This window comes from Chitinophaga sp. Ak27 (assembly GCF_012726295.1).
GTDB lineage: Bacteria > Bacteroidota > Bacteroidia > Chitinophagales > Chitinophagaceae > Chitinophaga.
This window is the reverse complement of sequence record NZ_JABAOB010000002.1, coordinates 573192-587613: the sequence shown is the minus strand read 5'-3', so window position 1 is coordinate 587613 and position 14422 is coordinate 573192. Positions and strand designations below refer to the sequence as shown.

Genomic DNA, 14422 nt, shown 5'->3' with positions numbered 1-14422 from the left:
CGTCAAACCCTTTGCCGGTAAGCATCTCAGAAAAATTCGTCTACAGTAAATTAAAAAATTTTACTGTAGACGAATTTGTAGACTCTCAAAATCGTTTGATATGATTTATCTTTTTATCCTAAAAACAGAAAAGCCGCATAAATCCTACGATTTAAGCGGCTTTAATTTCCTTTGATGATTTAGTAGTGATCCCGCTGGGACTCGAACCCAGGACCCATACATTAAAAGTGTATTGCTCTACCAACTGAGCTACGGAATCCTTTGCTGTTAAGCGGTTGCAAAAATAGGAATATTTTTATTCCTGCCAAATTTTTATTCAAAATTATTCGTGAACCCGCTGCTACGGATTATTATAACGCATAACCACCCAAAATAGTTCAGTACATTTCTGTAAATGCCTTATAATAAATTGATGTTACTCACCTATTTTTGTGTCGCTAAATTATACCCATGAATACGTACTTTCAGAATAAGACGGTAGTCATTACCGGCGGATCTTCAGGAATTGGTAAGGCACTGGTCGTTGACCTGCTGGCACAGGGCGCTACCGTGGCGGTATGTGGCCGCAAGCAGGCGGCGTTGGATGCATTGCAACAGGAACTAGGCAGCCAACAGCTGTTTACCTTTGTGGCAGATGTGAGTGTGGAGGCGGATTGTAAAGCGTTTATTGATGCCACGCTGATGAAGTATGGGAAGATAGATGTGTTGATTAACAACGCGGGGATTTCTATGCGGGCGTTGTTCCGTGACCTGGATATCAAGGTGCTGAAATCGTTGATGGATATTAACTTCTGGGGTACGGTATATTGTACCAAGTTTGCGTTTCCTTCTATTTTGGCGAACAAAGGTACCATTGTGGGTGTGTCTTCCATTGCGGGCTACCGGGGTTTACCGGGACGCACTGGCTACTCGGCTTCCAAGTTTGCGATGCAGGGTTTCCTCGAGGCGCTGCGCACAGAAAATTTACATACAGGCGTTAACGTGATGTGGGTATGTCCTGGATTTACCGCGTCGAACATACGTAATACGGCGTTGAATCCGGAGGGCAATGCACAGAGTGAAACGCCGTTGGATGAAGGGAAGCTGATGAGTGCCGAGGCTGTAGCGGCAGAAATTACGAAAGCCATTGCTAAGCGCAAACGTACGCTGGTGCTTACCGGCCAGGGAAAGCTCACCGTGTTCCTGAGTAAGATATTGCCGGGCGTATTGGATGGATTAGTTTTTAATCACTTTAAAAAGGAGCCAGGTTCTCCGTTACAGTAGCAGACAGCCGTTGACGTTAGTGGGAAAAAATTCCGTTCAAAATACGATCGCCTCGGGTTTTTTATCGTTATTTGCACTAAGTTCAGGTCACGTAACCCCCATGGCATCTTTTTTGGAAGGAAAGCGCACATTTAAACTTGCCATTCTGAAATGAACAAAGGTGAGAACGGGTTTTTGAACATAGGGATTTGGATTTAGATTTTCGGGCATGTCCATCATAACATTAACATCAGACATAGGGATGCAGGATTACCTGGTAGGTGCCATCAAAGGGCAGCTCTGGCAATACTGCCCGGAATGTCATGTTACCGACATCACCCATCATATCAGTCCTTTTAACTTACCACAGGCCACTTACATCTGTAAAAGTGCCTTCGCCTATTTCCCGCTGGGTACCTTTCACTTTGTATTAATCAACTTATTTGATAAAAGGCCCGATCATGTGCTGGTAGCAGAACATAATGGGCAGTACATCGGCTGTGCCGATAATGGCCTGCTCACCATGATTGCGGGAGGTATGCCGGAGAAGGTGATCAAATTGCCCCTTCCGCCCGATGCGCCTAAAAATACGTTTACCATTTTGCAGCTGCTGGCATCTGCTGCCAGGGAGCTAAGCCGGGGCAAGGCCCTCGGCGAACTGGGACCGCTCACCCAGCAGATCCAGGTAAAGAACAACCTGCAGCCACTGGTGGGGGAAGACTTTATAGAAGGCCAGATCATTCATATCGACAGCTTCGAAAATGTGGTGGTCAACATCACCCGGCAGCAGTTCGATATGCAGTGCAAAGGCCGCAAGTTCCGCATCTTCTTCCGCCGCGATGAGGTGATCAGCCAGATCAGCGAAACCTACGCCGATGTGCCGGAAGGTACCAAGCTAGCCATTTTCAATGCCGCCGGCTATCTCGAAATCGCTATCAATAAAGGTAATGCCGCCGGCCTCTTTGGCCTCCAGGGCTTCCGGAGGGAACAGCTGACCCAGCCCGCCGGCTACCAGCAACTGTCATACTACCAAACTGTAAGAATAATTTTTCAATGATCAACCGTATCGTTAAAATGGAATTTGACCCGGGAAAAGTAGCTACCTTCCGGGCCCTCTTCACCCAACAACAGCAACAGATCCGGAATTTCCCCGGCTGCCTGCACCTGGAGCTATGGGAACATGGCGCCTCCGGGAACACCTTTTTTACCTTCAGCCAATGGGAATCGGAAGCCGCACTTGAAAACTACCGGCAGTCCCCCCTCTTCCGGGAAACCTGGGCCGCCACCAAGCCGCTTTTTAATGCCAAACCCGCTGCCTGGACCGTTACACCCGCCGCTAGCCTGTAATTCGGGGCAGAAGCCACCTGAGTTCTAATGGTTTTTTAATATCCCCCGCTAACGCAAAACAGGATGCTGAAAACCAGTAGCCAAAGGCTCCCAATTAAAAAGATATTTACAAAAAGTTAAAACTGTTCACCAGATTAGCATAATTTGCTGTTTTTTATATTTTTGTCGGACCTTAAAACAACCTTATGAATTTCAAAAGGACCAACAACATGGTCGGCTGGGTCATTTGCATCATTGCCTGCTTTGTTTACATTAAAACGATGGAAGCTACAGGCAGCTTGTGGGACTGCGGCGAGTTTATTTCAAGTGCTTATAAAGTACAGATCCCCCACCCGCCCGGAGCACCATTGTTCGTGTTGCTTGGAAGATTGTTTAGTATGTTCCTGAAACCCTCCCAGGCTGCATTGGGCGTAAACACCATGACTGCACTGGCCAGTGGTTTCACTATCCTGTTCCTCTTCTGGACCATCACCCACTTCGCACGCCGCCTCATGGTGAAAGCCGGGGAAGAAATTTCCCGCGAGAAAATGATCGCCATCATGGGCGCCGGCATCGTTGGTGCCTTGGCTTATACCTTTTCTGATTCATTCTGGTTTTCCGCTGTGGAAGGTGAAGTATATGGTATGTCCTCTTTCTTCACCGCCATCGTATTCTGGGCTATCCTGAAATGGGAGCATGAAGCAGATGAACCCTACTCCGATCGCTGGATCGTATTGATAGGATACCTGCTCGGTCTGTCTATCGGTGTGCACCTGCTCAACCTCCTCACCATCCCTGCCATGGTAATGGTGTACTACTTCAGACGCTATAAAGTAACTGGCTGGGGTACCTTCTGGGCTTTTGTAATTGGTTGCGGCCTTACCGGCATCGTACAGAAATACCTGATCCAGGACACGGTGAAAGCATCCGGTTATATGGATGTATTCTTCGTAAATAGCCTGGGAATGGGTTATTTCTCCGGTTTTATCTTCTACTTCGCTTTAATCACCGCTATATTGATCATCGGTTACCGTAAGCCGAAATTCGCGCTTTATGCCCCCTTGATCGTTATCGCTACCATTATATTGGTGCCCGCTTTCAACGACGTGAGCGGCGGTACTATCTTCTTTAAAATAGTACTGGCTGCCCTGTTCGTGGCCATCCCTTACCTCCTCAAAATGGTAGGTGTAAAGCTGGACTTTATCAGAACTACCCACGCCAGCCGCCTGTCGATCCTGTTTGTGCTGTTTATGCTGCTGGGTTATTCTACCTACGTAACTACCATGGTACGTTCTACCGCCAATCCGTCTGTAGATATGTACAACGTAGATAATCCCATCTCCCTGGTAGGCTACCTGGGTCGTGAACAATATGGCGATTTCCCGCTGGTATATGGCCAGGTGTTCACCGCACGTCCTACGGAATACAAGGAAGGCGGTAACATTTACGCCCGTGGCGCTAAGAAGTATGAAGTATCCGGTAAAAAAATGGACCCGGTGTATGCTCCGGATGATATGATGCTGTTCCCACGTGTATGGGATGCCAGCAACGACCAGGGCCATGCCGATTACTACAGAACCTGGCTGGGACTGCAGCAAGGCGAAAAACCAGGCTTCGGCGATAACATCAAGTTCTTCCTCCAATACCAGGTGAACTTCATGTACTTCCGATACTTCATGTGGAACTTTGCCGGAAAACAAAACGATACCCAGGGATATGGTAACGTAAGAGATGGTAACTGGATCTCCGGTATTCCATTTATTGATAACCTGATTTACGGCGATCAGTCCATGATACCAGACAGCCTGAAAGATAACAAGGCGCACAACACCCTGTTCTTCCTGCCGTTTATCCTGGGTCTGCTCGGATTCTTCTACCAATATAACAACCACCGCAAAGATACCCTGATCGTATCCCTGCTGTTCTTCTTTACCGGTTTAGCGATCGTTATTTACCTGAACCAGGCCGGTAACCAGCCACGTGAACGTGACTACGCCTATGTAGGTTCTTTCTACGCGTTTGCTATCTGGATAGGACTAGGAGTACTGTCTGTATATAATTTCCTGAAGAAGAAAACCAAAAGCGCCCTCTCTCCTGCCCTGGCTACCGCTGTGTGCCTGCTGGCAGTACCAGTGCTGATGGCCTTCCAGGAATGGGATGACCACGACCGTTCTACCAAATACGTAGCAAGAGATGTGGCCAAAGATTACCTCGAATCCTGCCAGCCCAATGCCATCCTGTTTACCGTAGGGGATAACGATACTTACCCGCTCTGGTATGCACAGGAAGTAGAAGGCATCCGTCCGGATATCCGGGTAATTAACCTCAGCCTCCTCGGGGTTGACTGGTACATTGACCAGATGCGCAGAGCCGTAAACCAAAGCCCTGCCGTGGAGATGTCGTGGACACCGGATAAATACAAAGGTGAAAACCGCAACTACATCCGCTTCTTCGATCCGGGAAATATTCCGGCCGATAAGTCCTTTAACCTGAAAGAAATCATGACCTTCATGGGAAGTGATGATGTAAACAGTAAAGTGACTACCCAAGATGGCGGCTCTGAAAACTTCCTGCCTACCCGTCAGCTGTATGTGCCGGTAGATAAACAAGCCGTACTGGCCAACCACGTGGTAGCAGCGAAAGACAGTGCGAAGATCCTGCCTTCCATGCCGTTTAAGATCAGCAAAAACTTCCTGTTGAAGAATGACCTTGCGGTATACGATATCATTGCTACCAACAACTGGAAACGTCCGATCTACTTCACCAGCCCAACAGACCTGGGCCTGAACGAATACCTGCAAACAGATGGTCTTACCTATCACCTGGTGCCATTGCCTAAGCAAACCGCACAAGACCCGCTGGGTATGGACATCAACGCTAACGTAGGGGTAATGTATGATAACCTGATGCATAAATTCGAATTCGGTGGCGCACAAATCCGCGGTACCTACTTCGATGAGCCTAACAGGAAAATGATCATGTACCTCCGCCAGGCGTTTACTAAACTGTCGGTAGCCATGACACAGGAAGGCAAGTCTAAAGACAGCGCCCTCAACGTGCTCCGTTACATGGATAAAAACATCATGGAAACCAACTTCCCTTATGCGATGACTACGCCAGGTAACATGCACAACTACACTTCCATCCAAACCATCTATGCTTACTACATGGCCGGTGATGCGAAGAGAGCAGAAGAGCTGTCGGCGCAAGTGGTGAAGGATTGCGAACAGCAGTTACGCTACTACGCTTCCCTCCCTGCCAGCAAAATGACCAACGACTTACAACGCGATGGCCAGAATGCCCAGCAGTTCATCACCTGGTTAGGCCAGATGAAATCCGATTTCGGTGTAAATGGTACTAAGAGAAATAAAGAAGGATTAATCCAGGTAAATTCCCAGGAAGATTCCAACGGTACCAAGGCGCCTGATTCTGCCAAGTAATCATTTTATATAAAAAGAGGAAGGCCTCACGCTACAGCGTGAGGCCTTCCTCTTTTTATATAAGGGCTATTTTTCCCACAATGCCTCACTCAGCTCATAGCTGGCACTCCGCCCTCCTCCTGTTGCTTTAATCAAAATAGACAGATCCAGCAATTGCTGAATGTCCCGAAGCGCCGTATCCTGAGAACACTTCGCAATCTTTGCCCATTTGGAAGAAGTAAGCTTTCCTTCAAACCCGTCCAGTAGCCTGTTCAGCAGGAGTATTTGCCGCTTATTGAGCGCTTGTGTAACCGGATTTTTCCAGAAGTGAGCCTTTCTGATAACGGTAATTAATATTTGATCAGTCGATGCTAATGCACGATCCAGGCATTGCAGGAACCAGGTCAGCCAATCTGTTATATCCAGCGTTCCCTGCTGCGTACTTTCCAGGATATCATAATAGCTGTTTCTTTCTATTCTTATTTGAGCCGACATGCTGTAAAACCGTCGCGCACTTTCATCAGCACGGGCCAGCTGCATATCTGTTATCGCTCTGGCGATCCTTCCGTTACCATCGTCAAAAGGATGAATCGTTACAAACCATAAGTGCGCGATGGCTGCCTTGACCACCGGGTCTTCTGCTGCTGGTGCATTAAACCATGCTAAAAACCGGGTCATCTCAACATCGAGCTTATCTGCATCAGGCGCCTGGAAATGCACTTTCTCTTTTCCCATCCCGCCTGAAACCACCCGCATGGGATCTTCTTTAGTATTATTTCTCCAACCGCCTATGTAGATTTTATACATGCCGCTATAGCCTGTTGGAAACATGGCAGCATGCCATCCGTATAACCGGTCGGCAGTTAATGGCGTGTCATAATGTTGGGTGGCATCCAGCGTCATTTCCACTACGCCGTCTACGTGGCGATCGGCAGGCACCATGCCTGCTATCTCTATTCCCAGTTGCCTGGCTATGGATGAGCGCACCTGGTCGGAATTAAGTACTTCCCCTTCTATTTCACTGGACTTTACCACGTCCAGTGTCAGATTTGTGAGGGTAGCTTCTGACTGCAAGTCGAAACCTAATGCCTCCATATAACCCAATAATCGCCCCTGCCGGTGGCGGACCCCTGCCAGCAACTGGCTGATTTCTTCTCTATTCCACTGAAAGTGAGGCCAATCCCCTAACTGATGTATGTAACGTGCCATACCCAAATGTACTATTTATTCTCCGCAAAACATGCGGAGAATAGCCCACCTAATCTCCGCATTACCTATCTAAAACAAAAAATCCGGAAGCCATGGTACTACCCATGACCTCCGGACAATATCTTCGCGGAGCGTTAGGAACTACAGGTTGCTCACCATCGTTCTCCAGAAAGCAGCGCTGGCTTTCACTTCTGGCACGTTGTTATCCCAGTTGTACTCGTACTCTGCGGAAAACAGTCCTTTAAACTTCTGGTTTTTCAGTGTTTCCAGCACTTTAGGCATCTGGCTTACACCGTTACCCCAAACTACGTCGTGAGATTCAGGTGATTTGTTATCCAGGTCTTTGAAGTGCAGGCTTATGATATGACCGTCCAGTTTCTTGATGCACTCTACCGGATCCAGGCCGGAACGTACCCAGTGACCGATATCAGCACAAGCACCCATCAGCTTGCTTCTGCCTTTGATAGCCGCCAGCACGATGTCGGGGTTCCAGTAATGACTGGGTTTTGGGTGATCGTGGATCGCCAGTTTGATCTGGTATTGGTCGCACAGGGAAGAAATCAGGTCCAGGTCTTCTTCTTTAGGTTCAGAAGTAATGCTCTGGATACCCATCCTGTTGGCAAAATCGAACAGCATACGCCATTCTGCCGCAGAAGTAGGTACTACCACGCCAAAAGCCATTAATACCTTGTGTTTCTTTTTAAACAGGGCTTTTACCTGCTCCTGTTTGTCGGGCGACATATGGTAGTCGAATTTACCTTCAATACCGCCACCGATGGTTTGTCCGGGAAAAGCTTCCACATACTGGATACCGCAGCTATCCATCTTATCCAGCGCTTCCGCCAGGGTAAAATGATTAAATGTCCATGCCTGCGCTCCCAGCTTCCAGCCCAATGCATCTGCCCTGCTTTGCGCAGCCGCGGACTTTGCAAATAATGCAACAGCCAGGCCGCCTGCCAGCATTAATGCATTTCTCAGTTTTTTCATATAGTTATTTTTTTGATGATTGAAAGTAATTGCTTTCAGGGTAAAATGCAAGTTTTCGGAGAAGAAATTACCCCGTGGCCTATATCGCCGGCAATTGTTACCATGTGGTCACTTTTCTCTCCCCCCTTTCTTCATTCCCGTAAAAGTGGTAAATTTAATCCAGAAGACGTGCTATGAGAGGAATACAATTTACCAGGTTCAACCCGGACGATAACAAGAAAACACCCTTCCAGAAACTACTGGACCTTTTCACCCAACTTCTTACCTACACCAGCGGGGATGTGACAGAAGCACTGCAATGGCTCACCGAGCTCGATAACCAGTACCAACTCACCAACCAGGAATATGGTATAGGCGACTTTATTGAGGAGCTGAAAAACAAAGGGTATATCCGCGAAAACGAAGAAAGCGGCGAAATAGAAATCACTTCCAAGGCAGAACAAACCATCCGTAAAAATGCCCTGGAAGAAATTTTCGGTAAACTCAAAAAATCGGCTACCGGCAACCATAATATCCGCAAATCGGGCATGGGCGATGAGCTCAATGCCGAAACCCGCCCGTTTGAATTCGGCGACGGGGTAGATCAGCTGGATATTACTGCTTCCATCCGGAATGCCCAGATCAATCACGGTATCGACAGCTTTTCGATCCAGCAGGACGACCTGGAAGTGAAGGAAACCGATTTCAAAACCCAGACGTCTACCGCCCTCATGATCGATATCTCCCACTCCATGATCTTATATGGAGAGGACAGGATCACCCCGGCCAAAAAGGTGGCCATGGCGCTGGCAGAACTGATCACCACCCGGTACCCCAAAGATACCCTCGATATCATTGTTTTTGGGAACGACGCCTGGCAGATCGAAATCAAAGACCTGCCCTACCTGCAGGTGGGCCCCTTCCATACCAATACGGTAGCCGGACTGGAACTGGCCATGGACTTGCTGCGCCGCCGGCGTAATCCCAACAAACAGATCTTCATGATCACAGATGGTAAACCCACCTGTTTGAAGATTGGGTCGCAATATTATAAGAACAGCTTTGGCCTCGACAGGAAAATACTGAACCGTACCCTGAACCTGGCCGCACAATGCAAAAAATTAAAGATTCCTATCACTACGTTCATGGTGGCCACCGACCCTTGGCTGCAGCAGTTTGTACAGGAATTTACAGAAACCAATAACGGTAAAGCCTTCTTTTCCGGGACCGATAAACTGGGACAATTCCTTTTCCGGGACTTCGAAAACGGGAAAAGAAAGTTCTATTAAACATATATCACTCGTAAATATCTCAGATGAATACCAGCATAAAAACATTAGGCGAGCTCAAAAAAAGTGGCTATAAACCAATTTCCGTAAAAGAAGAGATCAGACGTAACCTGATTAAAAAATTACAAAATAAGGAAAGCACCTTCCCCGGTATCGTAGGCTATGAAGATACCGTGATCCCTGATACTGAAAGGGCCCTGTTATCCAGGCACAACATACTTTTCCTCGGTTTACGCGGACAGGCGAAAACCAGGATGGCCCGGCAAATGACCGACCTGCTCGACGAATACATTCCCATCGTGGAAGGCTCAGAAGTAAACGATGATCCGTTTCATCCGCTATCGCGTTACGCAATCGATCTGATTGCGGAACAAGGCGATAAAACACCTATTACCTGGGTACACAGCAGCGCACGGTACGGCGAAAAACTGGCTACACCAGACGTTTCCGTGGCCGACCTGGTTGGCGATATCGACCCGATCAAAGCCGCCAACCTGAAACTCAGCTACGCCGACGAGCGCGTGATCCACTTCGGCATCATTCCCCGCTCTAACCGCGGTATCTTCGTGATCAACGAATTACCCGATCTGCAGGCCCGTATACAGGTATCGCTCTTTAATATTTTACAGGAAGGTGATATCCAGATTAGGGGCTTTAAAGTGAGAATGCCGCTGGATATCCTGTTCGTATTTACCGCTAACCCGGAAGACTATACGAATCGCGGCTCTATCGTTACGCCGCTGAAAGACAGGATAGAGAGCCAGATCATTACCCACTACCCTAAAACCATCGAAAACGCCCTGCTGATCACCGAACAGGAAGCCGATATACACGACGACCAACAGGCCAAAGTGCAGATTGCCGATATGGTGAAACGCCTCATAGAACAAGTATCTTTTGAAGCGCGCACCAGCGAATACGTAGACAAGAAAAGCGGGGTATCTGCCCGCCTCACCATTGCCGCTTATGAAAACGCGGTGAGCGCCGGGGAACGCCGCGCCATTATTAATAAGGAAAAGGAAACGCAGGTACGCATTGCGGATCTCCAGGCCATTATCCCGGCTATCACCGGTAAAATAGAACTGGTATATGAAGGCGAACAGGAAGGGCCGCTACAGGTAGCTCACAACCTGCTGGATAAATCGATCCGTACCCTCTTTGCCACTTATTTTCCCAATCCCGACTCCTTTAAGAAAAAGAAGCAAAGCGCTCCCGCAGAAAATCCCTACCGCAGCGTGATACAGTGGTTCGACAAAGGTAACGCAGTACAGCTGCTCCAGGATATCAGCGACAAACAATACGAAGCCACCCTCTCCCGGGTAGAAGGACTTAAGGAGCTGGTGAAGGCCCGCTTTCCCAAAGCCAATAATAAGGAAGCACTGCTGCTCATGGAATTTGTGCTCCATGGCTTGTCGTCGTACTCCCTTATCAGCAAAAAAGTGGTGGAAAATGAAACCCGCTTCAGCGACCTGCTCGGCACCATGATGAATTTCGCGCTGGGCGGCGATGGCGACGGGGAAGAACCGGAAGAATAAATAAATATTTTAAACGAGGGAAGTCCTCACGGACTTCTCTCGTTTTTTGTAATGATGCCCCATGCCACCGTCCTTCACAAAATCATCGTGAAAAATAAATATCCTCACATTTTTTCCTATTTTGTATTATTAATTGTCAATTTAACAATTCCACAAAACGTTTTATTACATGAACAATTCCCGTAGACACTTTATTAAGTCCGCCTCCACGTTGATAGCAGGCGCCGGGCTGGTATCTGCCCTTCCATCTACCCTGAAAGCGGCAGTAGCGCCGAGCGACCGGCTCAACGTGGCCGCAATAGGCATTAATGGCATGGGCTGGGCCGACCTTACTTCCATGCTGAAAAATCCGGCGGCGCAATGTGTGGCCCTTTGCGATGTAGACCAAAACGTGCTGGACAAACGCGTAGCCGAACTGGCGCAAAAAGGCATCAAAGTAAAAGCGTATACCGACTACCGCAAGCTGCTGGAAGACAAAAACATTGACGCAGTAGTCATTGGTACTCCCGACCACTGGCATTGCCTGCAAATGACCGATGCCTGTGCTGCCGGTAAAGATGTATATGTAGAGAAGCCCATGGGCAACTCCATTATTGAGTGCCGCTCTATGGTAGCTGCCCAACAGAAATATAACCGCGCCGTACAGGTAGGGCAATGGCAGCGTAGTCAGCAGCACTTTAAAGATGCCATTGAGTTTGTGCATTCCGGCAAGCTGGGTCAGATACGCCTGGTGAAAGCCTGGGCCTATATGGGCTGGATGAAGTCTATCCCTGTAAAGCCCGATGGTACGCCACCTCCAGGTGTAGATTACAAAGCCTGGCTGGGCCCCGCTACTACCCGCCCCTTCAATGAAAACCGCTTCCACTTTAACTTCCGCTGGTACTGGGATTATGCAGGTGGCCTGATGACCGACTGGGGCGTGCACCTCCTGGATTATGCCCTGCTGGGCATGCAATCGGCCGCACCCAGATCTATTATGGCCGCTGGCGGTAAATTTGCTTATCCTGATGATGCCGCAGAAACACCGGATACCCTCACTACCGTATATGAGTTCGATGGCTACAACATCCAGTGGGAGCAGGCTATCGGCATTGATGGCGGCCCTTATGGACGTGATCATGGTATCGCCTTCATCGGTAACAACGGTACGCTGGTATTAGACCGGGGTGGTTGGGAAGTAATTCCGGAGAAAGGAAAAATGGAAGCCGTGCCCAGGCAAAAATCTGTGGACAATGGCCTCGATATGCATACCACCAATTTCATAGAAGTGATAAAATCACGCAACTTTGCGGACCTGCATGCCCCGGTACAGGTAGGTGCGCTGGTAGCCACCACGGCGCAAATGGGTAATATCGCCTATCGCACCGGCAAGAAAGTATACTGGGATGCCGCCGACGGTAAATTTACCGACCGCGATGCCAACAAACTGCTGGCAGCTGCTTACCACAACGGGTACAAACTACCTAACATAAAAGCATAAACGAAAATAACCTTACCTGATCATCTCTCTAAAAAAATAAAAGCATCATATGCGCACCTTATTATTTGCCGCCTGCACCCTGCTATCGGCAACCGCCCTGGCACAAAACAACGGGCAGATGAAACCTGAAGAAACAGAAGTATGGGAGCCTGTTCCAAAGGTAATTACCCCTGGTAATGAAACCCTGACGCCGCCTTCCGACGCCATTATCCTGTTTAATGGCAAAAATCTCGATAACTGGGAAGCCGAAAAAGGAGGCCCTGCCCCATGGGAGGTGAAAAATGATATCATGACGGTAGTAAAAGGCTCCGGTGTGATCAAAACCAAACAACAGTTTGAAGATTTCCAATTGCATATCGAATGGCGTACCCCGGCAGAAGTAAAGGGAGAAAGCCAGGGCCGCGGCAACAGCGGTATTTTTATGCAGGAATATTATGAACTGCAGGTATTGGATAACTATAACAACCGCACCTACTCCAATGGACAAGCGGGCAGCTTCTATAAACAAAGGATTCCGCTGGTAAATGCCTGTAAAAAGCCGGGAGAATGGCAAACGTACGATGTGATCTGGACCGCTCCCCGGTTCAATGAAGATGGCTCAGTGAAATCGCGCGCCAGGGCTACCGTATTGCAAAACGGCGTATTGGTGCAGAATAATGTGGAACTGGATGGCCAAACGCAGTATATTGGCAAGCCTTCTTATGTAAAGCATGGCCCTAAGTCCATTGCCTTGCAGGATCATGGCAACCCGGTAAGCTACCGTAATATCTGGATCAGACCATTATAAGAATAAAAAAACCAGCTTTTGGCAGAGACGTTTATCTGCCAAAAGCTGGTTTCGTATGGCTCAATGCGTTACGGGCTCTATATTGAGCGATAAATATACCGCATCACTGATAGGATTATCGTAATAGGCCGCTATCGGTTCAAATCCGAGAGAAGTATATAAATCAATGGCCGGGCGCATATGTGCCAAGGTATCCAGCAAAATACGCTTGTAGCCTAACTTCCGGCTTTCTTCGATGGCTGCACTGGCCAGCAGTTTACCTACGCCATGTCCTTTATAGGCATCTTTTACAAACAGACGTTTCATTTCTGCAATACTGTTATCAAACGGCCGCACAGCCACACAGCCCGCCAGTTGTCCATCTACCAACGCAAGAAACAATGCCCCATGGGGCGCTACATACACTCCTGGCAAACCAGCCAGTTCTTCTTCAAATCGCTGAAAACTAAGGTCAACATTTAACCAATTGGCATATTCGCGGAAAAGTAGCTTCACCTGGGCCAGGTGCTGGGTATCTTCGGCGGTTACTTTAATAATCTCTGTCATAACCCCTTCTTTTTAATGGTACATAAAACGCAAGAAGCCTTCTGCATGCAGAAGGCTTCTTGCTTGTATTGTTCATGGGAAACTTTCTTTTTAGTAGAAGTATTCCCTATATCATCTTATGATCAATTACGCGGTGTAATGTAATTTATTAATCATGGATAAATATCATGCCTTCTGTAATCATCGTCCCTCAATGCGGGGGATGCAATATAACCTTTTACATCGACATTTGCATCACTCTTGAAATAAATCTTTATTAATACTGAAACCAGCTAGCAGTAAGGAGTTGAAAGAGCGAGCAGGGGCTCGCAAAGAGAATAAGGGGTAAAGCAGCAACGGCTTGTTGTTAAAATATGAGCGCTTCTGGAGCTTATGACTTTCTGAAGTTTTGCTCCTTTACGTGACCTTTTTGCGCAAAAAAAAAGAGCTGCAGTGATGCAGCTCTTTCAGATTCGAGGTTCGAAGCGGATTCGAACCGCTGTACGAGGTTTTGCAGACCTCTGCCTAGCCACTCGGCCACCGAACCATCTTATCAAAATGTTCGCCGTAAGTCCCCCACTGGCGTACATCTCATTCGTTTTGTGGGATTGCAAAAGTAGTGAATTTCTGATAACTGCCAAATA

11 protein-coding genes and 2 tRNA genes are annotated in these 14422 nt (G+C 48.0%); 8 read left to right on the top strand and 5 right to left on the bottom strand.

The features are described 5' to 3' along the window. Positions 1 to 186 precede the first annotated feature (186 nt). Positions 187 to 259, bottom strand: a tRNA-Lys gene (locus HGH90_RS10155). 191 nt (positions 260 to 450) lie between these two features. Between HGH90_RS10155 and HGH90_RS10150 the strand changes: the two genes are divergently transcribed. From HGH90_RS10150 to HGH90_RS10135, 4 genes are all read left to right on the top strand, one after another. Further along, entirely contained in the window at positions 451 to 1263 is an 813-nt protein-coding gene (locus HGH90_RS10150) for an SDR family oxidoreductase (protein ID WP_168764104.1), read from the top strand. Between the two features lie 208 nt (positions 1264 to 1471). After that, positions 1472 to 2299 (top strand): S-adenosyl-l-methionine hydroxide adenosyltransferase family protein, encoded by an 828-nt coding sequence (locus HGH90_RS10145; protein WP_145670820.1) that lies wholly within the window; start codon positions 1472 to 1474, stop codon positions 2297 to 2299. Continuing rightward, positions 2296 to 2589, top strand: coding sequence for a putative quinol monooxygenase (locus tag HGH90_RS10140; RefSeq protein ID WP_168764106.1), 294 nt, complete (start codon positions 2296 to 2298; stop codon positions 2587 to 2589). Before HGH90_RS10145 ends, HGH90_RS10140 begins: the two co-directional genes overlap by 4 nt. A 185-nt stretch (positions 2590 to 2774) precedes the next feature. Then, a complete protein-coding gene (locus tag HGH90_RS10135; protein ID WP_169190999.1) occupies positions 2775 to 6008 on the top strand; it encodes a DUF2723 domain-containing protein in 3234 nt (1077 codons plus the stop codon). Positions 6009 to 6074: 66 nt separating this feature from the next. Here HGH90_RS10135 and HGH90_RS10130 read toward each other — a convergent pair whose 3' ends face one another. Together HGH90_RS10130 and HGH90_RS10125 are read right to left on the bottom strand one after the other, a co-directional pair. Further along, positions 6075 to 7196: a Fic family protein gene (locus HGH90_RS10130; protein WP_168764108.1), complete on the bottom strand. Its 1122-nt coding sequence runs from the start codon at positions 7194 to 7196 to the stop codon at positions 6075 to 6077. A gap of 141 nt (positions 7197 to 7337) precedes the next feature. Continuing rightward, positions 7338 to 8183 (bottom strand): sugar phosphate isomerase/epimerase family protein, encoded by an 846-nt coding sequence (locus HGH90_RS10125; RefSeq protein ID WP_145670823.1) that lies wholly within the window; start codon positions 8181 to 8183, stop codon positions 7338 to 7340. Between the two features lie 173 nt (positions 8184 to 8356). Here HGH90_RS10125 and HGH90_RS10120 point away from each other — a divergent pair, with 173 nt between their 5' ends. The 4 genes from HGH90_RS10120 (at position 8357) to HGH90_RS10105 (ending at position 13253) form a co-directional block, all read left to right on the top strand. Further along, positions 8357 to 9451: a vWA domain-containing protein gene (locus HGH90_RS10120; protein WP_145670824.1), complete on the top strand. Its 1095-nt coding sequence runs from the start codon at positions 8357 to 8359 to the stop codon at positions 9449 to 9451. A gap of 26 nt (positions 9452 to 9477) precedes the next feature. Continuing rightward, complete coding sequence (locus HGH90_RS10115; protein WP_168764109.1) at positions 9478 to 10986, top strand: sigma 54-interacting transcriptional regulator; 1509 nt, start codon at positions 9478 to 9480, stop codon at positions 10984 to 10986. A 169-nt stretch (positions 10987 to 11155) separates the two neighbouring features. After that, positions 11156 to 12466: a Gfo/Idh/MocA family protein gene (locus tag HGH90_RS10110; RefSeq protein ID WP_169190998.1), complete on the top strand. Its 1311-nt coding sequence runs from the start codon at positions 11156 to 11158 to the stop codon at positions 12464 to 12466. A 49-nt stretch (positions 12467 to 12515) separates the two neighbouring features. Beyond that, positions 12516 to 13253 (top strand): DUF1080 domain-containing protein, encoded by a 738-nt coding sequence (locus tag HGH90_RS10105; RefSeq protein WP_168764111.1) that lies wholly within the window; start codon positions 12516 to 12518, stop codon positions 13251 to 13253. 60 nt (positions 13254 to 13313) lie between these two features. Here the strand turns inward: HGH90_RS10105 and HGH90_RS10100 are convergent, their stop codons facing one another. Next, a complete protein-coding gene (locus HGH90_RS10100) occupies positions 13314 to 13799 on the bottom strand; it encodes a GNAT family N-acetyltransferase (protein ID WP_168764112.1) in 486 nt (161 codons plus the stop codon). Between the two features lie 455 nt (positions 13800 to 14254). Next, positions 14255 to 14325 (bottom strand) — tRNA-Cys (locus tag HGH90_RS10095). Positions 14326 to 14422: the final 97 nt, after the last annotated feature.